The organism is Rhodobacteraceae bacterium M382, assembly GCA_025141015.1.
GTDB classification, from domain to species: Bacteria; Pseudomonadota; Alphaproteobacteria; order Rhodobacterales; family Rhodobacteraceae; genus Aliisedimentitalea; species Aliisedimentitalea scapharcae.
In genome coordinates, this window is record CP081098.1 from 976,031 (window position 1) to 1,002,152 (window position 26,122).

General features: G+C 59.5%; 17 protein-coding genes. 9 read left to right on the top strand and 8 right to left on the bottom strand.

The window, feature by feature from the left end; translation table 11 throughout:
- Window position 1: 1 nt before the first annotated feature.
- A complete protein-coding gene (locus K3727_04370; GenBank protein ID UWQ92040.1) occupies window positions 2-1,096 on the top strand; it encodes a DUF1513 domain-containing protein in 1,095 nt (364 codons plus the stop codon).
- A 294-nt stretch (window positions 1,097-1,390) separates the two neighbouring features.
- Here the strand turns inward: K3727_04370 and K3727_04375 are convergent, their stop codons facing one another.
- Window positions 1,391-7,162 (bottom strand): pre-peptidase C-terminal domain-containing protein, encoded by a 5,772-nt coding sequence (locus tag K3727_04375; GenBank protein ID UWQ92041.1) that lies wholly within the window; start codon window positions 7,160-7,162, stop codon window positions 1,391-1,393.
- Between the two features lie 85 nt (window positions 7,163-7,247).
- Complete coding sequence (locus tag K3727_04380; protein ID UWQ92042.1) at window positions 7,248-7,688, bottom strand: peptidoglycan-binding protein; 441 nt, start codon at window positions 7,686-7,688, stop codon at window positions 7,248-7,250.
- A 239-nt stretch (window positions 7,689-7,927) separates the two neighbouring features.
- Here K3727_04380 and K3727_04385 point away from each other — a divergent pair, with 239 nt between their 5' ends.
- The 4 genes from K3727_04385 (at window position 7,928) to K3727_04400 (ending at window position 13,788) form a co-directional block, all read left to right on the top strand.
- Complete coding sequence (locus tag K3727_04385) at window positions 7,928-9,091, top strand: acyl-CoA dehydrogenase family protein (protein UWQ92043.1); 1,164 nt, start codon at window positions 7,928-7,930, stop codon at window positions 9,089-9,091.
- Window positions 9,092-9,344: 253 nt separating this feature from the next.
- Window positions 9,345-11,375 carry an acetate--CoA ligase family protein gene (locus K3727_04390; GenBank protein UWQ92044.1) on the top strand — a complete coding sequence of 677 codons (2,031 nt, stop codon included), beginning with the start codon at window positions 9,345-9,347 and terminating at the stop codon, window positions 11,373-11,375.
- A gap of 4 nt (window positions 11,376-11,379) precedes the next feature.
- Entirely contained in the window at window positions 11,380-12,165 is a 786-nt protein-coding gene (caiD, locus tag K3727_04395; GenBank protein ID UWQ92045.1) for a crotonobetainyl-CoA hydratase, read from the top strand.
- A gap of 75 nt (window positions 12,166-12,240) precedes the next feature.
- Window positions 12,241-13,788, top strand: a complete 1,548-nt coding sequence (locus K3727_04400; protein ID UWQ92046.1) for a trimethylamine methyltransferase family protein — start codon at window positions 12,241-12,243, stop codon at window positions 13,786-13,788.
- A 151-nt stretch (window positions 13,789-13,939) separates the two neighbouring features.
- On the opposite strand, the gene trpS is transcribed toward K3727_04400, so the two are convergent.
- Window positions 13,940-14,968: a tryptophan--tRNA ligase gene (trpS, locus tag K3727_04405; protein UWQ92047.1), complete on the bottom strand. Its 1,029-nt coding sequence runs from the start codon at window positions 14,966-14,968 to the stop codon at window positions 13,940-13,942.
- 88 nt (window positions 14,969-15,056) lie between these two features.
- On the opposite strand from trpS, the gene K3727_04410 reads away from it, so the two are divergent.
- The gene (locus K3727_04410; protein UWQ92048.1) at window positions 15,057-15,743 is read left to right on the top strand and encodes a rhomboid family intramembrane serine protease; all 687 of its coding nucleotides are present in this window, start codon (window positions 15,057-15,059) and stop codon (window positions 15,741-15,743) included.
- Window positions 15,744-15,869: 126 nt separating this feature from the next.
- Here the strand turns inward: K3727_04410 and murJ are convergent, their stop codons facing one another.
- Genes murJ through K3727_04425 form a run of 3 tightly spaced genes read right to left on the bottom strand, consistent with a single transcriptional unit; the run spans window position 15,870 to window position 21,344 of the window.
- On the bottom strand, window positions 15,870-17,408 hold the full coding sequence (murJ, locus tag K3727_04415) for a murein biosynthesis integral membrane protein MurJ (protein UWQ92049.1): 1,539 nt from the start codon (window positions 17,406-17,408) through the stop codon (window positions 15,870-15,872).
- On the bottom strand, window positions 17,405-20,269 hold the full coding sequence (locus K3727_04420) for a [protein-PII] uridylyltransferase (protein UWQ92050.1): 2,865 nt from the start codon (window positions 20,267-20,269) through the stop codon (window positions 17,405-17,407). The genes murJ and K3727_04420 overlap by 4 nt, the downstream gene beginning before the upstream one ends.
- Complete coding sequence (locus K3727_04425) at window positions 20,169-21,344, bottom strand: penicillin-binding protein activator (GenBank protein ID UWQ92051.1); 1,176 nt, start codon at window positions 21,342-21,344, stop codon at window positions 20,169-20,171. Before K3727_04425 ends, K3727_04420 begins: the two co-directional genes overlap by 101 nt.
- 89 nt (window positions 21,345-21,433) lie before the next feature.
- Between K3727_04425 and rsmI the strand changes: the two genes are divergently transcribed.
- From rsmI to gshB, 3 genes are all read left to right on the top strand, one after another.
- Window positions 21,434-22,294: a 16S rRNA (cytidine(1402)-2'-O)-methyltransferase gene (rsmI, locus tag K3727_04430; protein ID UWQ92052.1), complete on the top strand. Its 861-nt coding sequence runs from the start codon at window positions 21,434-21,436 to the stop codon at window positions 22,292-22,294.
- A 2-nt stretch (window positions 22,295-22,296) separates the two neighbouring features.
- Window positions 22,297-22,665, top strand: a complete 369-nt coding sequence (locus K3727_04435) for a YraN family protein (GenBank protein ID UWQ92053.1) — start codon at window positions 22,297-22,299, stop codon at window positions 22,663-22,665.
- Between the two features lie 85 nt (window positions 22,666-22,750).
- Window positions 22,751-23,683, top strand: a complete 933-nt coding sequence (gene gshB / locus K3727_04440; GenBank protein ID UWQ92054.1) for a glutathione synthase — start codon at window positions 22,751-22,753, stop codon at window positions 23,681-23,683.
- A gap of 63 nt (window positions 23,684-23,746) precedes the next feature.
- Here gshB and K3727_04445 read toward each other — a convergent pair whose 3' ends face one another.
- Both K3727_04445 and K3727_04450 read right to left on the bottom strand, forming a co-directional pair.
- Window positions 23,747-25,255: a YifB family Mg chelatase-like AAA ATPase gene (locus K3727_04445; GenBank protein UWQ92055.1), complete on the bottom strand. Its 1,509-nt coding sequence runs from the start codon at window positions 25,253-25,255 to the stop codon at window positions 23,747-23,749.
- Window positions 25,256-25,381: 126 nt separating this feature from the next.
- Window positions 25,382-26,068, bottom strand: coding sequence for a glutathione S-transferase (locus K3727_04450; protein ID UWQ92056.1), 687 nt, complete (start codon window positions 26,066-26,068; stop codon window positions 25,382-25,384).
- Window positions 26,069-26,122 lie beyond the last annotated feature (54 nt).

Genomic DNA, 26,122 nt, shown 5'->3' on the forward strand with positions numbered 1-26,122 from the left:
TTTGACCTCGCGCCGTGCGTTCATGATCGGAATGATGGCGACAGGACTGTGTCCAGTGCCATCCTGGGCCGAGGCTGGCAATCCCAACTATCTGGCGGCTGCGCGCCGCCCGGACGGCGGGTTTGAATTGGCCGGATTGGACGCCGCGGGAAACCGGGTGTTTCGTGTGCGGTTGCCCGACCGTGGCCATGCTGCCGCGGCACATCCCGTCCGACCAGAAGCCGTTGCCTTTGCCCGTCGGCCGGGAACCTTTGCCATCGTGCTGGATTGCCGAACCGGGCGCGAGATTGCCCGGCTTGAAACCCCAGGAGGACGGCATTTTTACGGTCACGGCAGCTTTTCCACCGACGGGCGGGTGCTGTTCACCACCGAGAATGACTTTGAGGCTGGTCAAGGTGTGATCAGCCTGTGGGATGTGACGAAAGGGTACGGTCGGATCGGAGAATACCCCTCTGCCGGGGTCGGGCCGCATGACATCTGCGTGATGCCGGAAGGGGACGTCATGGTGGTGGCCAATGGCGGGATCGAAACCCATCCCGATATGGGGCGTGCCAAGTTGAACTTGCCGCTGATGCGGCCCAACCTGACCTATCTTTCGCTGGATGGAGTGGTGTTGGATCAGCTGGAATTGGCCCCGGAGTTGCACAGGAACTCGATCCGCCATCTTGCCGTGCGCGCAGACGGGTTGGTCGGCTTTGCGTTGCAATGGCAGGGTGACGGAGGTGAATCGCCGCCGGTGTTGGGAGTGCACCACCGTCTGGGTGGATTGGCACCGCGCCTGTTTGAGGCACCGATGCCTGAACAGCGCCGGACCAGGGGATACGCCGGGAGTATCGCATTTTCCGAAGGTGGCGATCTGGTGGGCTTTACCTCGCCACGCGGCGGGATCCTGCATGTTTTCAATGTCACGAGCGGCGCACTGGCGGGCGCACACAGGATCCATGATGTCTGTGGGCTGAGCGGTGCCCCAAACGGGTTTCGGTATACGTCGGGGACAGGCGACATCGGCCGTGCGGGGGCGGGTGCGCAGACGCTGACCGTTGTGGCAACCCATGACTGTCAGTGGGACAACCATTTGGTCCCAGTGCCCATATGATGTCTCGGCTCCGGGAAGGAAAAAGACGCGACAGACGGAACCTGACGTTGTTCGACAACCCAATGGTGACGGTCAATGATCAGCCATAACACCCCGCCGTGCCAGACAGGGGAGCTGGCAATCCGACAGGACCGTGACCGGGCATGTGCCGCGGACTCATGGTCCTGTCCCCTGTACTCAATACCCAGACGCATGAACAAACGTGCTGCGGCGCACGGGTTCTGCCCCTAGGTTGCCGCCTGGACGAGACAGGGTTTTCCCAACATCTCGTCCAATTGGTCAGGTCTCGCTTGCTCAGGCCAGCAGATCGAACACCGCGCCGCCGATCTGGATGTTGATCGAACTCTGACCGCCGCCGTCAACCAGGGCCCACATGATCTGTTCGGTGGGTTTGTAGATGACAAAGGCTTCTTGGACCGCGTCATCGCCCGACCGTTCTCCAGCGTCATTGGCGGTATGGGCAAGGTTGACCTGGAAGTCGCTGGCCGTGGCAGGCGCGCCACCCCACAAAAGGACGTCGCCTTCGGTGGACAGATAATCCTGCACCCAGTCCGACCCGTGACCTTCGACACCGACGTGAAAGAACTTGTCCGCGCCGGATCCGCCGTTGATGCGGTCATGGCCAAAGCCGCCGTTGACGAAATCATTTCCGGCCCCGCCGAATACCAGGTCGCTGAAGTTCGAACCAGTGATGACGTCATTGCCATCCTGCCCCTGCAGTTCATCCACGCCCGCACCTCCGGCGATCGTGTCGTTGCCGCCCTGGCCGAACACCAGATCATTGCCCGCGCCTGCGTCGATGTTGTCATTGCCGTCGCCGGCATAAACCACATCGCGCAGGTCATCGTCTCCGGGGCCGCCGATGATGATGTCATCGCCGGTGCCACCATTCAGCGTATCTGCACCAGGCCCACCATCGAGCCGGTCATTGCCCGCGTTGCCCAACAGCCGGTCGTTGTCGCCAAGCCCAAGCAGCGTGTCATTGCCATCTTCACCAACCAGCACATCCGGATTGGGTGTGCCCGTCAGCGTCAGATCTCCGCCACCAGCCAGCGCGGTCATTTCCGCAAGAGTCAGTATGCGGTCGCTGAACTGGAATTGCTCAAAACCGGTGGCTTGATCTGTGCCTTGGGTCGATACGATGGTGAAGACGCCGTCGCTGAGCGAAACGGTTGCATCACCTGAAGCAACGTCAATACCAACCGTGTCGTTTCCGGTCCCGCCATCAAGCGTATCGTCACCCAACCCGCCAATGATAAAGTCATCGCCACCCAGACCATTCAGTACATCATTCTGCGCCGTTGCAGATCTGTTTTCCAAGAGGTTGTTCCCGGAAAGATCAAAGCTGCGCCAGGCATCCAGAACTCCGGTCACGTCTGCGGGGGTGGCCAAAATATGCCGGGCGACCAGCATTCCATCACTGAAAAAGGCGATTTCGGAGACGGTGCCTTTGACATCTCCGGCATTGGCCGGATCATTTTTGTCAAAGGTGCCGGTCAACTCGACCAGATGGTCGTTGCCGGTGCCGTTTTCAAAGAACAAGACCGTGGTTTCATCGGCGCTGGAAACTGGCCCGTTCAATTTGACCGGATCCGGGGTCGCCGTGATGGACAGGAACTTGTCTTGGAAATTGATGAAGCTGTGCCCTGCGAACCCGTCTGTAGCAATCGCTGATGCAACCATCATTGTCGGTGCTGCTGCGCCGGCACCGCTATCAACACCAGGGCCGGATACCAATGCGCCCGTAGACGGCAACGTATACGGCTCTGCGGCGTTATAGTTGACCGCATAGCCCATGTCCTCGAGCGAGCCGATGGTCAACCGGCTCAGCGGCATCGGCGGGCTGTTCTCGGCATAGCCGGTCATCAGTTCCGTCCGAAAGATGTTTTCGGCCCAATGACCGCCTGCGGTACCTGGTCCGCCCGTGGTCTCCAGCGGAACCGAGGTGGCTGACGTGCCCAGAAGCGTGCTGTATTCGCGTATTGCGTTTGCCCCAGTGTAATTGAACCCGGACTTGAGCCCCAACGTGGACCAGAGTGTGCCAAGACCCAGCACATGCCCCATTTCGTGCTCGATCACATCCTGGAGAATTCCTTTGGAAACCATGCCAGCAAGATCGGCCGAGTCGAATTGCATCATGCCGTTGAAAGGCAGGCTTGATCCGGAGCGGACGTCGCGCGGGCCTGCCTGACCCAGGATTCGACCGGGGCCGTCAATTTCAACAACCGAGGCATCAATCCGCAAGTCATCAATCAGGCCATAGCGCGCGCTTGCCACATCCGGCAAATCGCCGGTGATGACGTCCTCCCAAACTGCAGCGGCATTCTCAAAATAGGACCGATAGGTGCTGTCTCCGGAATAGTCGATGGTGATTTCAAAGCCGGAGGTGGGCGGCGCAACTGTCGTTTCCGCGACGGACACCTTGTATGTACCGGTTCCGCTATAGGCCCCAGCTTCGACATAGTAGGTGCCCGACGTGGTCGGCGTGAATTCGATCCGGGCGTTTTGTCCTGTCCCGCCATCATCGTTGAACACGCCCGGGATCGTGGCACCGGATGCATCGTACAGACCCCGGATATAGGGATCGGTCAGCGTGCCGCCGCCTGTCGCGGTGCCTTCTAGGTCAACAACATAGGTGCGACCAGCCGTCAGGTTCATGCCGAACCAGTCCTGGTCCCCTACCGTTTCAATCGACCCGTTCGCAGTTCCGCCCGGCGAGACAGTGCCAGCGGATGTCGTGGTTTGACCAAAGTCATCTCCGGGTGTCCCGGTGCTGGTCTGGGCCAGCGACACTTTGTATGTGCCGGTGCCGTTTCCAAAGGACGCAGCAGAGACATAGTAGGTTCCGGATGCGGTCGGTGTGAATTCTGTGAGGCTGTTACGGCCGGTGCCTCCGTCATCATTGCTGGTTCCGCCAATCAGGGCACCCGTACCGTCATAGATGCCTTGGATCAGGGGATCGGCCAATGTCCCGCCCGAGGTTGCAGCGCCTTCGAGAGAGATCTGGTATGTGTTTCCGGCAACCAGGCTGACCGCGAACCAATCTGCGTCACCTGCGGTTTCAATGTTGCCCGTCGTCGATCCACCGATCGGCAGAGCACCGCTGCCACCAGCAGTTTGTGCATAGTCGTCGGTCGTGCCCTCTTGCGAGACGGACACTTTGTAGGTGCCCGTGTTGTTCCCGAACCCGCCGGCGGCGACGTAAAAGGTTCCGCTGCTGGTCGCCGTGAACGTCAGACTGCTGTTCAGGCCGGTTCCACCATCGTCATTGGTGGTTCCTCCGATCAGGGTGCCGGCGCTGTCATGCAATCCACGGATGTATGTATCCGACAATGTGCCGCCACCGGTCGGGCTACCTTCGAGGTCGAATTGGTAGAGGCGGCCGGATACCAGGTTCACTGCAAACCAATCGACGTCACCGTCAGTTTCGATATTCCCGGTCGAAGATCCACCGACCGAGACCGCGCCGGTTGTGCCAGTAGTGCTGGCGAAATCATCCAGTGGCGATGTATCCGCGGTCACGGACAGGGAATAGGTGCCTTCGTTGCTGGAGAACGCACCGACATCAATAAAATATGTGCCCGCAGCGGTCGGTGTAAAGTCCAGTTGGCTGTTCAGGCCGATCCCGCCATCGTCATTGGCGGTCCCGCCGATCAGGTTGCCAGCACTGTCACGCAGTCCATACAGAAGGGTATCGGACAATGTGCCCATATCCGTCGGCGCACCTTCCAGATCAAAGCGGTACTCGCGTCCGGCTTCCAGTGTGACCGAGAACCAATCATGATCGCCCGAGTCTTCGATTGCGCCCGTCACCGAGCCATTGACCGCGACCGAACCTGTTGTCCCGGTGTTATCCGCGAAATCGTCGGATGCCCCCAGATCTTCGACCTGGAGCCGATAACTGCCAGTGCTCGTGCCAAACGCAGAAGCGGCAATAAAGAACTGGCCGGTTGTGTCAGGGGTGAATTCCAACAAGCTGTCGAGGCCGCTGCCGCCGTCATCATTGCTGGTGCCCGGCAGCTTGACGCCGGATGCGTCAAATATCCCATCCAGCAGCGGATCCCCCAAGGTCCCTCCGCCCGAATATGCCCCTTCCAGGGCGATCCGATAGGTATGCCCCGCCACCATATCCGCGACAAACCAATCGGTGTCGCCGGATTCTTCTATGACGCCATGGGTCACACCGGTATCCGGAATTGTCCCGGCCGATCCAGCGTCAGAGCCGAAGTCATCGGCTCTGCCATTGTCGGCGACGGAGAGCGAATAGGTTCCGGTTGCCGACCCAAAGGCACCGGCGGCAATGAAATACGTCCCATCGCTGTCCGGAACAAAAGTGACCTGACTGTTCAGGCCGCTGCCGCTGTCATCATTGCTGGTCGATGGGATCAGCGATCCGTCGGACGTATGGATCCCGCGCAGGAACGGGTCAGACAGTGTGCCGTCTCCCGTTGGATTGCCCTGGAGATCAATGACGTATTCCCGACCTGCCTGAAGATCGACCGCGAACCAATCGGTGTCCGAACCTTCTTCGATCACCCCGGTCACGCTTCCTCCGACCACGGCCGCCCCGGCAGTGCCAGTTGTGTCGCCAAAGTCGTCGATGGACCCCAAGTTTGTCACTTCGACTGTATATGTGCCCGTGTTGCTGCCGAACGCGCCCGCAGCAATGTAATAGGTACCTGCCGATGGGGCGGTGAATTCCAGAAGACTGTTGAGGTTTTCTCCTCCGTCATCGTTCGCCGAGGACGGAATGAGGGTTTCGGACGCATCATAAACACCGCGTAGATACGGGTCGCTAAGAGTCCCGTCGCTGGTCGGTGCGCCGCGCACCTCGATGCGGTATTCCTGGCCGGCTGCCAGATCAACGGAGAACCAGTCCGTATCATTGGCATCTTCGATGTTTCCTGTCGCCGTTCCATCAACTGCGACTGCACCTGCCGAAGCGGCGGAGTCGGAATAGTCGTCGAGGCTGCCCAAATCGTCTACCGACACCGTGTAGCTTCCGGTATTTCCCCCAAACGCACCTGCTGAGACAAAGAATGTGCCAGTCTCCGTCGCGGTGAAGGTCAGGCTGCTGTTGAGGCCATCGCCACCGTCGTCATTGGTTGATCCCGGTAGCAGCGCGCCGCTGGAGTCATGAATGCCCCGCAAATAGGGATCTGGCAAAGATCCATCATCGGTCGGCGTCCCCCGTACTTCCACGCGGTAATCCCGGCCTGCAACCATTTCGACCGCAAACCAATCCTGATCACCGCCGTCTTCGATCGTGCCCACTGCTGTTCCGCCAATGGGGATAATGGCGGTTGTTTCGGGCGTCGCCGGGTGGTCATCCAGCGACCCGATGTCTTCGACCAGAACCGTGTAAGTGCCTATGTTGCCGCCAAAAGCACCGGCGGACACATAGTATGTTCCGGTTTCTGTCGCGGTGAATTCCAACAGGCTGTTCAGGCCATCGCCACCGTCATCATTTGTCGTTGACGGCAACAGCTCGCCCGTTTGCGAATGAACACCACGCAGATACGGATCAGACAGAGTGCCATTGTCGGTCGGCGCGCCGCGCACCTCTATCCTGACGCTGCGCCCAGCCTCCAATTCGACGGCGAACCAGTCCAGGTCACCAACTTCGTCGATTTGACCCGTCGCCGTACCGCCGACAGTCACTGTTCCTGTGGTTCCGGTATTGTCGCTGAAATCATCGAGGCTTCCCAAATCGGTCAAGGACAGATTGTAGGTGCCGATCGAATTTCCAAAACCGCCGGCTGACAGGAAATACTGTCCGCTGCTGGGGGCGGTGAATTCAAGCAGGCTGTTCAGTCCAGGTCCACCGTCATCATTGGTTGTTCCGGGCAGCAGGCTACCAGACGAATCGTATATGCCTCGAAAATAGGGATCACTGAGCGTACCGGACAATCCCGAACCGTTCAGTTCGATCTGATATGTACGTCCACCCACCAGGTTGGCAGAGAACCAATCCTGGTCACCCGAGGTTTCGATGTTCCCGGGAGCGGTTCCGCCAATGGAAACGGACCCAGATGTCGCAATTGATGCAGGAAAGTCGTCAGGCATAATATTCTTCTCCCTTGATATTCAGATGCCCGGTGGGGCGCGTGTATTCCAACCTTGCAAGCCCAATTCGCCAAAAGGCTTTCGTTCAATGAATGATGCCAATTGCCAGTAGTCGACCAAAGGTAACATCGTCTATGTATCCGGTTACAGGAAACATCGAATCCTCCTGAAATGCCCGAATGGCGTTTCGCGTGTCTTGATCGAACTGCCCATCCACCGTGCCAACACGAAGCCCAAGCCCAGCAAGCGTTTGTTCAATGCCTGCGCGGGTGTTTTCTTCCAGTTTCAGATCGCGCTCTTGGCGCTTTGCTTGGGTTGTTTGGTTTTGTGCTTTGCTCATGGCGGGCACCAGGTTGTTCGATTTTGCAGTGTCGGTTGGTTGAAACCACCCAGATTGACAAAAACTGTGAACGGAGGGACGTGGCGTGACCAAATGATCGGGCGGCAAATGAGTGCAGCTTATCGAAAGACTGATTGCCGAAATCCAGTTGATCACGCGCTGCTCCTTTTCAAAGGGCGCTTTCATATTCCAATATTGTTATAATATGTAATTGCCGCTTTGATCCAGATCATTCTAATTTTTCCAAGGGTGTCAGCCGCGCATAGGTGGCCTGGGCTGAAGCGGGGCCACGAGGCCCTGTCCCGGCATCGCTGCAATGCAGCAGAAGAAATTCACCAACTCTGCATGAAATCGTCTGAACGTGCATGATATTTGGTGATCGGATTAGTATCGGTTGTAAAACGCCAACACCGGAGCCGACGCCCATGCATTTTGGTTTGACTGAAGAACAGGAGATGATCATCTCCACCACGCGCAGCTTTGTCGAAAAAGAGCTGTATCCGCATGAAGCTGAAATCGAGCGGACAGGGCATCTGGACATGGATGTTGTGCGCGAGATTCAGGCCAAGGCCATGGAGGCGGGCCTGTATGCTGCCAACATGCCAGAGGACGTCGGGGGGGCCGGGCTCGATACGCTCAGCTGGCTGATGTATGAAAAGGAACTGGGCCGGGCAAACTATGCGCTGCATTGGACCGCGGTGGCGCGCCCATCGAATATTCTGATGGCCGGTACGGACGAGCAGAAAGAAAAATACCTGTACCCCTGTATGAAGGGCGAAAAATGGGATTGTCTGGCCATGACCGAGCCGGGTGCCGGATCGGATTTACGCGGCATGACGGCCACGGCGCGCCAGGACGGCGATGATTTCGTCCTGAACGGCACCAAACATTTCATCAGCCACGCCGATATTGCCGATTTCTCGATCGTGTTCATGGCGACCGGCGAAGAGGACACCCCGCGCGGAAAGAAGAAGCTGATCACCGCGTTTTTTGTCGACAAAGGTACGCCTGGATTCTCGGTGCGCGATGGGTATCAGAATGTCAGCCATCGCGGTTACACCAACGCGGTGTTGGAATTTGACGACTGTCGGATCCCGAGATCGCAGATGCTGGGCGAAGTGCACAAAGGGTTCGACGTGGCGAACACCTGGCTTGGCGCTACGCGCCTGCAGGTGGCGGCGACCTGTCTGGGGCGGGCCGAGCGCGCCTTGCAGCACGCGGTCGAATATTCCGCCGAGCGCAAGCAATTTGGTCAACAGATCGGCAAATTCCAGGGCGTCTCCTTCAAACTCGCCGACATGGCTCTGGAACTGAAGGCCGCCAACCTGCTGACATGGGACGCGGGTTGGAAGTTCGATCAGGGCACGGTCACCGAATCTGATATGTCGATGGCGAAACTCAAGGCGACCGAGATGCTGGCATTTGTCGCGGACGAAGCCATTCAGATCCACGGCGGTATGGGATTGATGGACGAATTGCCATTGGAGCGGATCTGGCGTGATGCACGGGTGGAACGGATCTGGGAAGGCACCAGCGAGATCCAGCGCCACATCATCAGTCGCGAATTGTTGCGGCCGCTGGGTGGATGAATGGGGGTCATAGCCGCGTCAGGGCGCGACGCCTTTGGTGGGGAATTTTGGAACTCAAAGAAGGGGGATGGTCAGATCCAGCACCCGGAGTTTCAAACTGCAACCAAAGGCCCGTTCCTGGTGCATCCATCGGCATCCCCACCCGTTCCGCCCACACATCGTGGCCGATCTTGGTCAAGAACATCTTACCTCTACTGGTCAAAAATATTCCCGTCGGAGGTATCCCTGCATTCGGCTTTGCGGAGGTTTTAAAATGACGCATGACCTGTCTCGACTGTTCCGGCCCGAAACCATCGCCGTCATCGGTGGCGGTGCCTGGTGCCGTCTGGTGATCGAGCAATGCCGCAAGATGGGGTTTCAGGGCGATATCTGGCCTGTTCATCCCAAGGCCGAGGAAATGGCTGGCCTGCCGGTTTTTGCCCACATCGAAGACTTGCCCGCTGCACCGGATGCCTCCTTTATTGGAGTGAACCGCTTTGTCACTGTCGAGGCGGTTCGCCTGCTGTCTGAGCGAGGCGCCGGGGGGGCGGTGTGTTTCGCTTCGGGGTTCCTGGAAGCTCAAGCCGAAGACGCCGAAGGCGCAGACCTGCAGCAACAGTTGCTGACTGCGGCCGGTGATATGCCCATCCTGGGGCCAAACTGCTATGGGTTTGTGAATTACCTGGACGGGGCGCTGCTTTGGCCGGATCAGCACGGCGGGCATCGTACCGACAAAGGTGTCGCGCTGGTCACGCAAAGCTCGAACATTGCCATTAACCTGACCATGCAAAGCCGTGGCTTGCCGGTGGCCTATGTGGTCACGGCGGGAAATCAGGCGCAATCCGGGATGGCTGCGATCGGCGAGGCGTTGTTGGCAGATGACAGGGTGACGGCGCTGGGTCTGCACATCGAGGGCTTTGGCGACCTGCGTGCGTTCGAGGCACTGGCCGCGCGGGCGCGGGAGTTGGGCAAACCCATCGTGGCGCTCAAAGTTGGCCGCTCGGCCGAAGCTCGGGCCGCAACTGTCTCCCATACCGCTTCGCTCGCGGGGGGGGATGCGGGGGCCGAGGCCCTGCTCGCGCGTCTCGGGATCCCGCGAGTGGATGACTTGCCGACGTTTCTGGAAACGTTGAAGCTGTTGCATGTGGTGGGCTGTTTGCCGTCGAATCGCATTGCCACGATCAGCTGTTCTGGGGGCGAGGCCAGCCTGGCCGCGGACACCGGGCATATGCGAGACGTCGAATTTCCGGCGCTGAATGATCGGCAGAAGACGGATCTGCGGGCGGCATTGGGACCGATGGTGGCCCTGGCGAACCCGCTGGATTATCACACTTATATCTGGCGCGACACGGATGCGATGACCCGGGCCTTTTCGGCCATGGTCGATCCGCAATTGGCCATGACCATGTTGATCGTAGATTTCCCGCGCGCAGACAGGTGCGATCCCGATGATTGGGAATGTACCATTCAGTCGGCGATTCGGACCCGGCAGGACACAGGTGGCAATCTGGCAATGGTCGCCAGCCTGCCTGAATTGATGCCCGAAGCGGTGGCAGACCGGTTGATCGGCGCCGGCGTTGTGCCTTTTTCTGGCTTGACCGAGGCGATCTCTGCCTGTGCCGTGGCAAGCCAACAGCCCCCTCCCAATCCCGAACCGCTGTTGCTGCCGACCCCAACGGTTGATCCCGATCTGATCCCTGAAGCCGAAGCAAAGAAGCGTCTGGCCTGGCATGGGCTGCGCACTCCGAACTTTCGGCGTGTGACGTCTCCTGGTGCTGCGCGCGCGGCGGCGGCAGACATCGGTTTCCCGGTTGTGCTCAAGGGCGAAGGAGTCGCGCACAAAACCGAAGCCGGGGCAGTTGCCTTGAACCTGATGTCAGGGCAGGCGGTGCGTGACGCCGCTGATGCGATGCCTGCCGACAGCTTTCTGATCGAAGAGATGGTGACGGGCGCAGTGGCCGAAGTGTTGATTGGCGTGGTCAAGGACCCCGCGCATGGGTTTGTGATGACGTTGGCGGCGGGCGGCACCCTTACCGAACTGATGGACGACAGCGCGTCGTTCCTGTTGCCCGCGTCGGATCTGGACATCGACACAGCCCTGAACAGCCTGCGCATGTCCAGGCTTCTTGACGGATACCGCGGGGCTCCGGCGGCGGACAGGCCTGCCATTTTGCGCGCGATCCGGGCGGTCGAGGCCTATGTGCTGGCAAATGCGCAAGGATTGGAAGAAATTGAAGTCAACCCGCTGCTGTGTACGCCAACCGATGCGGTGGCAGCGGATGCCCTGATGCGACGGAAGGATTGAAATCATGACCGACAGCCCAGTGAAAACGCGCCGCGAGGGCGCAATTCTAGAGGTGACGCTGGACCGGCCCAAAGCCAACGCCATTGATCTGGCCACCAGCCGTGTGCTGGGCGAAGTCTTTCGCGAGTTCCGCGATGACCCAGAGCTGCGGGTCGCGATCCTGACAGGTGGGGGAGAGAAGTTCTTTTGTCCCGGCTGGGATCTCAAGGCGGCAGCCGATGGTGACGCGGTGGATGGTGATTATGGTGTCGGCGGTTTTGGTGGCCTGCAAGAGTTGCGCGACATGAACAAGCCGGTGATTGCGGCCGTGAACGGGATTGCCTGCGGCGGTGGGTTGGAGCTGATGATTTCGGCCGATATCATCATAGCCGCTGATCACGCGTCCTTTGCCCTGCCGGAAATCCGGTCCGGTACCATTGCGGATGCGGCCAGCGTCAAGCTGCCCAAACGCATCCCCTATCACGTTGCGATGGAGCTGTTGCTGACCGGCCGTTGGTTTGATGCGCCCGAAGCCAAACATTGGGGTATCGTGAACGAAGTGGTTCCAGGCGATCAGCTGATGGATCGGGCCTGGGAACAGGCGCGTCTGCTGGCCTCGGGTCCACCGCTGGTCTATGCGGCGATCAAGGAAATCGTGCGCGACGCCGAAGACGCCAAATTCCAGGATGCCATGAACCGTATCACACAGCGTCAATTGCGCAGCGTCGATGTTCTCTATGGCTCCGAGGACAATCTGGAAGGGGCCAAGGCATTTGCCGAGAAACGCGACCCGGTCTGGAAGGGCCGCTAAGCTGCGGATTTCCCGGATTGCCCGACTGACAGCTTTGCGGCAAGCTCATCTTCGGTAGATCACCGGAGGTGCGGCGTGAACACGTCATCTGGGACAACGCGGCGTGGCCGCAGAGGGCGGCGGGCACAGGGCCCAGGCGTTGACGATGCACGTGCTGTGGTCGCGTCCGTTTCAGGAGGCGGCCTGTCGCCACTGACTGACCGGGATGTTGCGGCCATTGACCAGGCCGTGCGACATATCCTGCTGGAGATCGGTATGGCGGAGGCTCCAGCCGATGTTGCGTCTCTGATCTGTTCGGTTGGAGGGGCAATCGGGACAGATGGACGATTGGTCTTTCCGCCTGATCTGGTAGATCGCGCGCTTGGTGGGGTTCGCCGAGATGTCACCCTGTTTGGACAAATGGCTGGGCATGATCTGGCGCTGACAGGAACGCGGGTCTACGCGGGTTCTGGCGGTGCCGCGCCGATGGTCGTGGATCTGGAGACCGGGGATTATCGTCCATCGACCCTGGAGGATCTGTATGATGCGGCGCGTCTGGTCGATCAGCTCGACCATATCCGGTTTTTCAGCCGATCGATGGTGGCGCGGGATATGCCCGACGAATATGCGCTGGACATCAACACTGCCTACGCCTGCCTAGTGGGCACATCGAAACATGTGATGGTCAGCGCAGCAACGCCGCAGGCCGTGCGCGACATTGCCGAAATGTGCTGGATCATCGCCGGATCACGCAGAACCTTTGAGGCCCGCCCGTTTCTGTCGTTGAACATCAATCATGTGGTTCCACCTTTGCGATTCTCAAGCGAGGCCTGCGCCGTTCTACTCCAGGCCGCGCAGTTGGGAATTCCGGTTCATGTCAATACATTTGGGCAAATGGGGGCCTCCAGCCCGGTGACGATTGCTGGCTGTGTGGCCCAGACAATGGCAGAGACGCTGGCCGGGATGATCGTGGCCTGGGCCGCCAACCCGCAGGCGTGTATCGTCTTTGGTCCACGTCCCATGATCACGGATCTGCGGACGGGCGGCATGGCTGGGGGCAGTGGCGAACAGGCTCTTTTGACAGCGGCGGCGGTTCAGATGGCGCGCCACTATGGTTTGCCCAATTCAACCATTGCAGGGGCCACTGACAGCAAGGTTGTCGATGCCCAATCCGGTTCGGAAAAGTCACTGGCGGTGACGCTGGCGGCACAGACCGGGGCGAACCTGATCACCCAGGCGGCGGGTATGTTGGGTGGGCTGATGGCCTGTTCATACGAGGCCTATGTGGCCGACAATGACATGCTGGGGGCAATCATGCGGACCCTGAACAAACCACAGGTGGATGCGCAGACAATTGCGTTGGAGGCGATTGCGGACGTGGCGCGGGGGGAGGGGCATTTTCTGGGTCAGGCGGAGACCTATCGCAGGATGCAAAGCGATTTCCTGTACCCGCAGATTTCTGACCGACGCAGCCCCGAGGACTGGATTGCGGACGGTGGTCGAAACATCCGCGACGTTGCACGAAGCCGGGCGAGGGAGATTCTGGAGACCCATTATCCGGCGCATATTCCGACCCTGACAGATGCGTCGCTGCGGCAGCGGTTTGATATCCGATTGCCGCCTGTGCTGACCAACAGAGGCTGAGAGCGATCAGAGCGCTGCCCCTCTTGGCCTTTTTGACCAATTCACTCCGGAGTTATTGCGAGATGAAACGGGGGGCCAGGCCCCCGCTTTTAGCGCATACATTTGGCGCGGCGCGTGTGATATGGGATCCGCGCGCCGGGGGCGTAGTCGCTTACACCGTGACCGGGGGCACCATTCCGACGATATCGTACGTCTGGCGCAGGATCGGCGCGGTAATTGCGCGGGCACGTTGCGAGCCGCGGGTCAGGATACGGTCGATTTCGGTATGATCGTCCATCAGGCGGGACATTTCTGTCGAGATCGGAGCCAGCTTTTCCACCGCGAGTTCGGCGAGCATCGGTTTGAATTCCGAAAATTGTTTGCCACCCACATCCGCCAGAACCTGATCAACGCTGTGTTCCATCAGGGCGGCGTAGATATTGACCAGATTGCGCGCCTCGGGGCGCTCTTCCAGGCCTTTGGCCTCGGACGGCAGCCCATCGGGGTCGGTCTTGGCCTTGCGAATTTTCTTGGCAATGGTGTCAGCGTCGTCGGTCATGTTGATGCGGCTGGCATCAGATGCATCCGATTTCGACATCTTTTTCGACCCGTCACGCAGGGACATGACGCGGGTGGCGGCCCCTTCGATGACCGGCTGGGTTTCCGGAAAGAAATCCACGCCATAGTCATGGTTGAATTTGATCGCGATGTCGCGGGTCAGTTCGAGGTGCTGTTTCTGATCCTCGCCCACCGGCACGTGGGTGGCGTGATAGACCAGAATGTCGGCCGCCATCAGCGCTGGATAAGCAAACAGGCCCAGCGAAGCGTTCTGCTGGTTCTTGCCGGCCTTGTCCTTCCACTGGGTCATCCGCTGCATCCAGCCCATGCGGGCGACGCAATTGAAGATCCAGGCCAGCTGAGCGTGTTCCGGCACCTGGGACTGGTTGATCAGGATGGATTTTTCTGGGTCCAGACCGGCGGCGATAAAGCCGGCACAGAGTTCACGGGTGGACTTTTGCAGATCCTTGGGGTCCTGCCAGACCGTGATCGCATGCAGATCCACCATGCAATAGATGGTCTCCATGTCCTTGGCTTGCCAGTCCACGAACCGCTTGAGCGCGCCCAGGTAGTTGCCCAGGTGCAGGTTGCCCGAAGGCTGGATCCCGGAAAACACGCGCGGGGTGAAGCTGGATTCGCTCATACTGGAAAACTCCCGTCTGGAAATATCGACCACAGTCGCTTACCCATGGCTTGAGCTATCGTCAACAGGCGCTGAAGAGGCAATCCCCATGAGCGACACCGAGAATACAGCCCCCGTGAACCCATTGCCGCCCGCTGTGGTGGCGTTGGTGTTGATCATCATGGGGGTAGAAGCTGCGTTTTCGCTGGGCGCCCGCGGCATTGTCGGAGGCCCGGGAGCGATCGGGTGGCGTTTGGATGCGGTGCAATCCTATGCGTTTTCCAGTGAGATTTTGTCCTGGATGTGGGAGACCGGGCGCTGGCCATCGGAGCATTTGCTGCGGTTTGTCAGCTACATCTTTGTCCATGGGGCGTTTACCCAGGCGCTGTTTGTCTGTGTGTTTGTGCTGGCCATGGGCAAGATGGTCGGTGAAGTGATGGGCGATCTGGCGATGGTGCTGATCTTTGTCGTTTCCGGCATTGGGGGGGCCTTGGGCTATGGGCTGTTGGTTGGTGGACCTGTTCCACTGATCGGCGGGTTTCCGGCAGTCTACGGGTTGATTGGCGGGTTCACCTTTATTTTGTGGCGATCCTTGGCGCTGGTGGGGGCACAGCAGAGCCGGGCCTTTACCTTGATCGCGTTTCTGATGGGAATTCAATTGGTGTTCGGCCTGTTGTTTGGCGGGCAGAAGGATTGGGTGGCCGACCTGTGCGGGTTTGCCACCGGTTTCGGGTTGAGCTTCTTTGTCGCGCCGGGGGGTTGGGTGCGCATTCGTGATCGCATTCGTCACGATTGATCCAGGGTTTTGCCCGACGGGGGGCTCCCGCCCCTTTGTCGCCCCATCAAGATGGAGCGCAAAGCGTTGGGCCAAGCGCCGCGCCCCTGGGCGCGGCGCGGTTCGCGGCAGGCGTTGGCGATTGGATCAGGTGGTGCGATTGCGGCGGAAGTCTGAGAGGCGGAAGGCACGGATGCCCAGGCCGATGGCAAAATAGGTCACGATTCCAGACAGCACCAACACAGTCAGCGCCAAATAACGCCAGCCCGCCATCGTGAACATCTGTCCCAACAGATGATGCATCAGAACAAGAACACCCCCCATCAGGACCGAGGCCAGCATGATGCGCCATATTCGGCTGTGAAAGCGGGCGTCAAATCGCGCGACGTCCCCCATCTGTCGGGCACCAAAGTGCAGCAAGCCAACCATGACCCAGGCCGCCAGAGTGGTGGCGACGGCGGGCGCAATCCAGCCCAGCACTGGCGACAGACCGATTGCAACAATCGCATTGATAACCATGGCCCAAACCGCATAGCGGAACGGGCTGCGGGTGTCTTCGCGGGCAAAAAACAATGGTTGTTGCAGTTTCTGCAAAACAAAAGCGGGCAGGCCAAGGCCATAGATCGCGACCGCCAGGGCAATGGCGGCGCTGTCGGTTGCTGTTGTGGCGCCACGCTCGAACAATACGGACACCAGTGGCAGCGGGATCACCAGCAGTGCGACGGCGCAGGGCAGGGTCAGCGCCAGGGCGATCTCTCCGGCGCGGGAGAAGGCGTCGCGTGCGCCGGTGTCATCCCGCGCCTTGAGACGGCGAGACAAGTCCGGCAGCAATACCACACCGACCGCGATACCGACCACACCCAAGGGCAGCTGATACAGGCGGTCGGCGGCAAACAACCAGCCTACGGCGCGGTCAAAATAGGACGCGACCTGTTGGCCAACCAACAGATTGACCTGTACCACGCCGCCAGCCAATGCAGCCGGGACAGCAATGCGGATCAGACGCCGCAGATCCGGGGTCAATCGCGGGCGGCGCAGGCGCATCGGAAAGCCGGCTCGCGCTGCGGCATGGGCCACCAGCGCCAATTGTGCGACACCCGCCACAGGAACGGCCCAGATCAACGCGCGGGCCACGTCCTGCCCCATCCAATGAGCCCATGCCATTGCGGCAACCAACAAGATGTTCAGCAGCACCGGAGCAGCGGCAGCGGCTGCAAATCGGCCCGTGGCGTTCAATACCCCTGACAACAGGGCCGCCAGCGAGATGAACAGGATATAGGGAAAGGCGATGCGCCCGAAATCAACCGACAGGGCGAATTGTTCCTGCCCGGAGAAGCCCGATGCCAATCCCCAGATCAGCCAGGGCATCGAGATCTGCGCCAGTAATGTCAGAACAATCAGCACGCTGGCCAAGCCGGCAAAAGCTTCTTGTGCGAACCGCTGGGGATCTTCGCCGCCCTCCAGTTTCTTGGAGAACATCGGGATGAAGGCCATATTGAACGCGCCTTCGGCAAAGAAGCGGCGGAACATGTTGGGCAGGCGAAAGGCGACGACATAGGCCTCGTACAAAGGGCCTGTCCCCAGAAACGCCAGGATCATCGCATCGCGCAGGAACCCCAGAACGCGGCTTGCCATGGTCCAGCCGCCCACGGTCAGGAACCCTCTGAGCAGCCGGATCGGCTTCATGCATGGGCCCTTTCACTGCCTTTGGTGATGGCCTCGCGCAGCTTTTTCTCGAGCGTTTTCTGTTTGGCCTCGGAATGGAACTTTAGCCCGAACATGTCTTTGACGTAAAAGCTGTCTACCACCTGTTCGCCATAGGTGGCGATGACTGCCGAAGAGATATTTACGTTGGTATTGGCCAATGTGCGGGTCAGATCAAACAGCAACCCGGGACGGTCACGGGTGTCGACCTCGATGATGGTGTAGATTTCAGATCCCTCATTATCAAAGGTGATGGTCGTTGGCACCCGAAAGGCGCGTTCGCGTTTCTTGATCTTGTCCTTGTCGCGGATCGCTTCGGTCGCGATGACTTCGCCTTTTAGGGTCTTGTCGATCATCTGGCTGAGCCGTTTCAACCGGTTGGCCTCATACGGGGACCCATCGGCGTCCTGCACCCAGAAAGCGGCTGTGGCATACCCGTCGCGCGAGGTATAGGTGCGGGCGTCCACCACATTGGCCCCAACCAACGCCAAGGCACCTGCCAGGCGCGAGAAGATCCCCGGATGGTCAGCGATGGCAAAGCACACCCTTGTGGCATCACGGTCCGTGTCGGGTTCAAGATCGATGCGAACTTCATCGTCACCGATATTTCTGAGGAGATTGGCAAAGATCACATGGGCAGCCAGGGGCATGCCCTGCCAATAGGGGTCATAGTGGCGACCGGTTTCATGCTTGAGCGCCTTGGCCTCCCAATCGGGAAGCGCATTGCGCAGCGCCTTTTTGGCGGCAGCGCCGCGGTTGACCTTGTTTATCGCTTCCATGCCCTGCTCCAGCGCCTGCAACGTCTGTGAATGCAGGTTCCGGATCAGCGTGGCCTTCCAGTTGTTCCAGGTGTCGGGGCCAACGCCCCGGATATCACAGACGGTCAGCACGGTTAGCAGATTCAACCGCTTTACGGTTTGCACAGCCTTGGCAAAGTCACGGATGGTGCGAGGGTCGGAGATGTCGCGTTTCTGTGCCATGTCCGACATCACAAGGTGATAGCGTACCAGCCATTCCACGGTCTCGCAATCGGCCTTGGACAGGCCCAGCCGCGGGGCGACCTTGCGCGCGATCTGAGCCCCCAGGATCGAATGATCCATTTCGCGCCCTTTGCCGATGTCATGCAGCAGCATGGCCACCATCAGAACCTTGCGGTTGACCCCGGTTTTCAGGATTTCCGAGCTGAGCGGCAGTTCTTCTTCCAGTTCGTGTTTTTCGATCTGGGTGAAATTCGAAATGACCTGAATGGTGTGTTCGTCGACCGTGTAGGAATGATACATGTTGAATTGCATCATCGCGACGATCGGTTCAAATTCAGGGATGAATGCCGACAGAACTCCCAGTTCGTTCATCCGACGCAGCGCGCGTTCCGGGTTGCCGTGTTTGACGAGCAGGTCGAGAAATATCCGTTGCGCTTCCTTGTTGTTCCGCATGTCGTCGTCGATCAGGGCCAGATTGGCAGTGACCAGACGCATGGCGTCCGGGTGGATCAACAACCCGGTGCGCAGCCCCTCTTCGAACAGGCGCAGCAGGTTCAGCTTGTCAGCCAGGAAGCTTTCAGGATCGGCCACGTCCAGTCGGTTGTGCACCACCTTGTAGCCGGGTTTGGTGCGTCGCCGCCGCCGTAGGATGCGCTCCAACAAAGGGGCGTTTTTCTGGTGGGCTGCTTCCAGTTTGGTCAGGAAAATCCGGGTCAGTTCACCCACTGTCGTGGCATGACGAAAGAACTCCTGCATAAAGATTTCAACCGCCCTGCGCCCTGCGCGATCCTCGTACCCCATGCGTTCGGCTACCACGACCTGGATGTCGAAATTCAACTGTTCCGTGGCGCGTCGGGTGACCAGATGCAGATGAGAGCGAACCGCCCAAAGGAAGGTTTCAGCCTCGCGGAACCGGTCGTATTCCTCAGGGCGGAACAGCCCCAAAGGCACCAATTCTGCGGCTCGTTGAACACCATACAAGTATTTGGCAATCCAGAACAGTGATTGCAGATCGCGCAGCCCGCCTTTGCCTTCTTTGACGTTGGGCTCCACCATGTACCGCTGGCCCTGCTTTCGATGCCGGGCTTCGCGTTCCTCCAGTTTGGCTTCGATGAATTCCCGGCCGGTGTTCTTGAACAATTCGGTTTTCAACCGGGTGTCCAATTCCTCGGCCAGAGGAGCATGGCCAACCAGAAAGCGATGCTCCAGCATGGCGGTCCGGATGGTGAAATCTTCCTCGCCCAAGCGCAGGCAATCGCGAATCGTCCGGCTGGAGTGTCCCACTTTGAGCCGCAGATCCCAGAGGATATACAGCATCGATTCAATGACGCTTTCGGCCCAGGCAGTGATTTTGTAGGGGGTCAAGAACAAGAGGTCGACATCCGACGCCGGTGCCATTTCTCCGCGTCCATACCCACCCACCGCAATCACCGCGATGCGTTCACCCTGTGTGGGATTGGCCAGCGGGTGCAGCAGGTCTGTGGCCACATGAAATGCGGTCTTGATCAATCCGTCGGTCAGATAGGTGTAGGACCGCGTCAGCGAGCGGGCCGTAAATGGGGCCGCTTCAAAGGCCGTAGCGATTGCGGCCCGTCCGGATGTGTTGGCGTCACGCAACACTGCCACTGCAGCAGCGCGCAGGGCGGCGTTGTCCTGTGCGTCCTTAACTGCGCAATCCAGCCGATCCCGAATATCTTCGGGATCGAAAATGGACGCGGAATCGCAGATCAGAGGATCGAGCGGCAGGGCCGGTGCGACCGGATTAGAATCCGGCACCGGTGAAGCTTGTAGGGGCTGGGTCAATGATGACGACCTGTTTATCTTGAATGGTTGCCACGGCCAGGCCGCGCTCGTTGGTACCATCAGAACGCAGGCGGAAAATGCCGCCTACACCCTGGAACCCGGCACCTTGGGTCAATGCAGCGCCGGTCAGGGCGTCGGATTTGCCCGCGCCGACCAATGCCCCGATTGCGGCGATTCCGTCATATGCCAGACCACCGATGGGGTGAGGCCCACCGCCATAAGCACCTTCATACCGGCTGCGGAACCGTTGGGCCATGATCGGGTCCGGCAACGCGAACCATCCGCCCTGTACCCCGGGCAGAGCCAAGGTTTGCGCTGGAATATCCCAACGGGTCAACCCAATATACTGTGTGGTGGCCGGGTCGACACCGGCTTCGGGCAACAGCTGGGTCAGAAGCGGCAGCGCACCCGCAGTTGTCGACGTCAGGAACAGAGCGTTGGATCCGGTCGAATCGATCTGGGCCCGGATGGTCGGAATAGTGTCGATGACGCTTTGCTGGGACAGGTCGTAGGCGACGGTGCCTGTGATCGTCGCCGCGGTTTTGCCTGCGGCCTGCTGTATGGCATTGCGCCCGACCTGGCCGGCGACATCGCTGCTGTGCACGACCAGCATATTGCCCTTGCCCTGACGGGAGGCAAAATTGGCCAGACGATCAGCAGTGTTGTTGAACGTGTGCCCCAGAATGAACAGGTTGCCACCTGCAATCGTGGCATTGTTGGAGAAGCTCAGAACATTGATATTGCGATTGGCAACAGCAAGCCCAACCGCATTTGCGGCCTCACCATAGACTGGGCCAAGAATGATCCGTGCGCCTTCGTTTACGGCCTGTGTGGCCACTGTGGCCGCAGTGCCTGCATTGCCTGCCGTGTCGTAAACGCGCAGGTCAATCTGGACGTTGGTCAAATCGGCAATGGCCAGTCGCGCCGCGTTCTCCAGGCTCTGTGCAAGCGCCGCGTCGCCGGATTGGGCAGACCCGCGGGGCACAAGAAGAGCGACCGGAACTGGCTTTGAGGTATTGATGGTTGGGCCGCCACTGCTTATCCCGGTGGGGTTGCAGGCACTTAGTGCCACAGCAGAAACAACACTGATAGCGGCAAGCGCCACCTTGCGGGCGGGTTTGAAAACAGCAAACATAATGAACCTGACTCTCCCTGATCCGGCGCCGATACCGCCGTGTTCTTGTCGGGCTTTGATCATAAACGACGAAAAAGGCGGGTCCAGCGTTGAATCACCAAAAGGTCAGATTGTCACCGGGGCTGTATTTTGTTGCCACCCCGATCGGAACCGCCCGCGACATCACGCTTAGGGCGTTGGATGTGTTGGCGTCGGCTGATGTGATTGCCGCCGAAGACACCCGCAGTTTGCGCCGTCTGATGGAAATCCACGGTGTGCCGCTAGAAGGCCGTATGGTGTTGTCCTACCATGATCACAGCGGTGCCGGGTCCCGTGAACGCCTGTTAAACGCACTGTCCGAAGGCAAATCGGTGGCCTACGCCTCTGAAGCTGGCATGCCGTTGATTGCCGACCCCGGTTATGATCTCAGCCGTCAGGCGGCTCAGGCGGGGCATACCGTGACCTGTGCTCCGGGAGCGACAGCAGGCATCACGGCTTTGACGTTGGCTGGCCTGCCGACCGATGCCTTTTTCTTTGGCGGGTTTTTGCCAAATGCAACCGGAGCACGCCGAACGCGACTGGAAGAGCTGAAGGCGATTCCCGGAACCCTGGTATTTTACGAATCCCCCAAACGCGTTGCAGCAAGCCTGCAAGACATGGCCGATGTCCTGGGAGATCGGCCTGCCGCATTATGCCGGGAACTGACCAAGAAGTTCGAGGAGATCCGGCGCAGCACCTTGACCGAATTGGCCGCAGAGCTGGCCGGCACCAACGTCAAAGGTGAAATCGTGCTGCTGGTGGATCGGGGTCGTTCAGAAACTGTTAGCCAAGTTGATCTAGAATCGGACCTGAAAGCGGCCCTGAAAGGGAATTCTGTCAAGGATGCGGCAGATATCGTGTCCCAAATGCACGACCTGCCACGCCGCAAAATCTACCAGATGGCCTTGCAAATTGGCCGGGAAGGGGACTGAACATGTCGCGGCACGCGCGTGGCCAGATGGCATATCATTCGGGCGAGGCAGCGGAACATTCCATCGCCCAAGACTATGAACGGCGGGGTTTTTCCATTGCGAAACGACGATGGCGCGGACCGGGGGGCGAGATCGATCTGATCACCCGCAACGCTGACGGGGTGGTTTTTGTAGAAGTCAAAAAGGGGCCTACACTGGCCCGGGCCGCCGAACGGATCAGGCAACACCAGATGGCGCGAATCTATGCCAGCGCTGCACAGTTCCTGGAGAACGAACCGCAGGGACAACTGACCAATGTGCGGTTTGACGTGGCGCTGGTGGATGGTCAGGGACAATACGAAATTCTCGAAAACGCCTATGGGTTGGGGTGACCCCCATTGAACCCTTTGTCGGTCTGGGCCATGTATTCTGCTGAACGCAGAATAGGCCGCGGGACGCGGGCAAAGGGGAACGCCGATGAAGATCGCTTTTCAGATGGACCCGATTGGGGCCGTGGATATCAACGCCGACAGCAGCTTTCGTCTGGCGGAAGAAGCACAGGCCCGTGGTCACGAGCTGTTCTACTACGCACCTGACCAACTGGCCTATCAGGAAGGGCGCATTACCGCACGTGGCCACGACATGACCGTGCAACGTGTGGCTGGGGATCCAGCCGTTCTGGGGCCGGAACGCGAAGTCGATCTGGCCGGTTTCGATGTCGTCTGGTTGCGCCAGGATCCGCCGTTTGACATGCACTATATCACCTCCACCCATTTGCTGGACCGCCTGAAAGGGCAGGCCCTCGTGGTGAATGACCCGTTCTGGGTGCGCAATTATCCCGAGAAACTGTTGGTTTTGGATTTTCCCGATCTGACACCGCCCACGACTGTGGCCCGTGATCTGGAAACCATCAAGGCATTCAAGGCCAAACATGGTGACGTGATCCTGAAGCCTCTGTATGGCAATGGGGGTGCTGGCGTGTTCCGTTTGGACGCCAACGACCGGAATCTGACGTCCTTGCATGAATTGTTCACAGGGTTCTCGCGCGAACCGCTGATCGTACAGAAATTCCTGCCTGATGTCCGAAATGGTGACAAGCGTATCATCTTGGTAGACGGCGACCCTGTTGGTGCCATCAATCGGGTTCCGGCCGAGGGGGAAACCCGGTCCAACATGCATGTGGGCGGACGGCCCGAGAAAATCGGGCTGAGCGAACGTGATCAGGAAATCTGTGCGGCGATCGGGCCCCTGTTGAAAGAAAAAGGCCAGGTTTTTGTCGGCATCGACGTGATCGGTGACTATCTGACCGAAATCAACGTGACGTCTCCCACCGGTATCCAAGAGCTGGAGCGGTTCAACGGGGTCAATATCGCCGAGAAAGTATGGCAGGCGATCGAGGCCAAGGTGTGAGCCGGCCCTGATTGGACATGATTTGTGCCGGTGGGTCAGACACCTGACAGGCCGGCGCAGCGCTCACCCGGACGTACCGACGCGAAAGCTGAGCGCTTCGGCTACATGAGGCCGACGGATGTCGCATTCTCCGGCGAGATCGGCAATCGTGCGCGCCACCCGCAAAACCCTGTGATAGCCGCGTGCCGACAGGCCGAACCGATCAGCCGCACGTAACAGAAGATCGCGCCCTTCGGCGTCAGGGCAGGCCAGGTCGTCGAGTGTTTTGCCTTCGAGATCCGCATTTTGATACATCCCGTCCTGAGCTGAAAAACGGTGTTCTTGCAATTGGCGGGCCGTGTTGACGCGTTGGGCGACAGTTGCCGAAGATTCTCCGTCCGGGGGCTGGTCCAGGTCCGTAAAGGCCACGGGGGGCACATCCACGCGCAGATCTATTCGATCCATCAGGGGGCCGGAAATGCGGCCCAGATAATCTTCGCCGCAAACCGGTGCCCGCGAACAGGCGCGCGAGGCATCGGCCAGATAGCCACATTTACAAGGATTGGCCGCAGCAACCAGCATGAACCGGCTGGGATACTTTACATGGGCATTGGCGCGCGCCACCATGACTTCGCCGGTTTCGATGGGTTGGCGCAAGGTTTCCAGAACTGTCCGGTTGAATTCGGGAAGTTCGTCGAGAAACAGAACGCCATTGTGAGCAAGGCTGATTTCACCGGGTTTGGCACCACGGCCTCCTCCGACGATGGCCGCCATGGATGCTGTGTGATGAGGTTCGCGAAAAGGGCGGGTCAGATCAATGCCTCCCTGATCCAGCAACCCGCAGAGCGAGTGGATCATCGAGGTTTGAAGCGCTTCTGTCGGGGACATGGGTGGCAGGATTGTGGGTATGCGCGCCGCCAACATGGATTTTCCGGATCCGGGTGCGCCAACCATCATCAAATGATGGCGCCCTGCTGCCGCGATTTCCAACGCACGTTTGGCCCGTTCCTGTCCTTTGACATCGCGCAAGCAGCGCAGGCTGGGTGCGGTGGCGACCTCGCCCGAGGTGGCGGGGGTGATCGGATGTTGACCGGTATAGTGGCGGACCACATCCGCCAGGCTGTCCGCACCAATCACGGTGGCCGCGTCCACCCAGGCCGCTTCGGGACCCGACGCACCGGGGCACAGCAGGGTTCGGTCCTCGGTCGCTGCGGTCATGGCGGCCGGCAACGCACCGACAACCGGGACCAGCGAGCCGTCCAGCGACAATTCACCCAGTGCTATCGTGCCTTCCGAGGCGTCCTTGGGGATGATTTCAAGCGCAGCCAACAAGGCCAGGGCAATGGGCAGATCAAAATGGCTGCCTTCCTTGGGAAGATCGGCAGGCGAGAGGTTGATGGTGATCCGTTTGGAGGGCAGGGCGATGGCCATCGAACTGAGTGCAGACCGGACCCGGTCGCGGGCCTCGGACACGGCTTTGTTCGGGAGCCCGACGACGGAAAAGGCCGGCAGCCCCGGAGACACCGCACATTGCACTTCGACCAGGCGGGCTTCGACACCCTGAAAGGCGACGGTATAGGCGCGGGCGGTCATGCAGCCTCCGATCTTGGTTACCTATTGGTTAATCGGTAGGCGTGAGGCGTTTAAGAATGGTTAATTCTCCAAAAAAATGGGGGCCACGCCTGGCCCCCCTTCAGGTTGTCTTTGCGCCCCCCTAAATCAGAAGGGCAGGGTCCAGTCACGGCGCGACAACGGTTGAACGTAGGGTTCCGGGTCATATGTCACGGTTCGGGCCTGGTCCTGCCAGCGCAGCACAGCCGGATCGCTCAGAAGGCGGGCGCAATAGGCGCGGCTGGATCGGGACACTGGCAGGTCATAGCCGATAATCCGGGCCGCGACGGGTGTGTAAAACACATCCGCCAGAGAATAGTCGCCAAACAGATATCCGTCAGAAGAACCGGAGATTTGACGTGCATGGGCCCATAGGGTTTCGATCCGGTTCAAATCCGCCCGAACAGATTCCGAGGGAACGAAACCCTCCCAGATATGGCTCAGCTGCATCGGGCAATCACCGCGCAATGCCGAGAACCCGGCCGCCATTTCGGAACACAGCCAGCGTGCGGTGGCGCGATGGGTCGGATCAAAGGGCCACAACCCCGCCGTTGGGTGGCGTTCAGCCAGGGTTTCGGCCATGGCCAGAGATTCGCCAACCACGGTCCCCTCCGGGCACCGCATGGCTGGGACCAAACGGGCCGGGGCCAGATCCCCAAGGTCCTGCGCCATGGTGCCGGAATACAGCCCCACCATATGCACCCGATGCGGGATGTCGAATTTTTCCATCATCAGCCAACCCCGCAGGGACCAGCTGGAATACATGCGATCGCCGATATACAAATCATAAGTCATGCGGGCAGGTTAAAAGACCCACAGCGGGTGGGTAAAACAGCAATTTGTGACGGG

What these genes read in the sequence shown, in the direction of transcription:
- K3727_04410 (UWQ92048.1), top strand. Translation starts at nt 15,057, where the DNA reads ATGAGCGACACCGAGAATACAGCCCCCGTGAACCCATTGCCGCCCGCT.
- K3727_04380 (UWQ92042.1), bottom strand. Translation starts at nt 7,688, where the DNA reads ATGAAAGCGCCCTTTGAAAAGGAGCAGCGCGTGATCAACTGGATTTCG.
- K3727_04375 (UWQ92041.1), bottom strand. Translation starts at nt 7,162, where the DNA reads ATGCCTGACGACTTTCCTGCATCAATTGCGACATCTGGGTCCGTTTCC.
- K3727_04385 (UWQ92043.1), top strand. Translation starts at nt 7,928, where the DNA reads ATGCATTTTGGTTTGACTGAAGAACAGGAGATGATCATCTCCACCACG.
- K3727_04420 (UWQ92050.1), bottom strand. Translation starts at nt 20,269, where the DNA reads ATGGTACCAACGAGCGCGGCCTGGCCGTGGCAACCATTCAAGATAAAC.
- trpS (UWQ92047.1), bottom strand. Translation starts at nt 14,968, where the DNA reads ATGAGCGAATCCAGCTTCACCCCGCGCGTGTTTTCCGGGATCCAGCCT.
- K3727_04435 (UWQ92053.1), top strand. Translation starts at nt 22,297, where the DNA reads ATGTCGCGGCACGCGCGTGGCCAGATGGCATATCATTCGGGCGAGGCA.
- K3727_04445 (UWQ92055.1), bottom strand. Translation starts at nt 25,255, where the DNA reads ATGACCGCCCGCGCCTATACCGTCGCCTTTCAGGGTGTCGAAGCCCGC.
- gshB (UWQ92054.1), top strand. Translation starts at nt 22,751, where the DNA reads ATGAAGATCGCTTTTCAGATGGACCCGATTGGGGCCGTGGATATCAAC.
- caiD (UWQ92045.1), top strand. Translation starts at nt 11,380, where the DNA reads ATGACCGACAGCCCAGTGAAAACGCGCCGCGAGGGCGCAATTCTAGAG.
- K3727_04390 (UWQ92044.1), top strand. Translation starts at nt 9,345, where the DNA reads ATGACGCATGACCTGTCTCGACTGTTCCGGCCCGAAACCATCGCCGTC.
- K3727_04425 (UWQ92051.1), bottom strand. Translation starts at nt 21,344, where the DNA reads ATGTTTGCTGTTTTCAAACCCGCCCGCAAGGTGGCGCTTGCCGCTATC.
- K3727_04450 (UWQ92056.1), bottom strand. Translation starts at nt 26,068, where the DNA reads ATGACTTATGATTTGTATATCGGCGATCGCATGTATTCCAGCTGGTCC.
- murJ (UWQ92049.1), bottom strand. Translation starts at nt 17,408, where the DNA reads ATGAAGCCGATCCGGCTGCTCAGAGGGTTCCTGACCGTGGGCGGCTGG.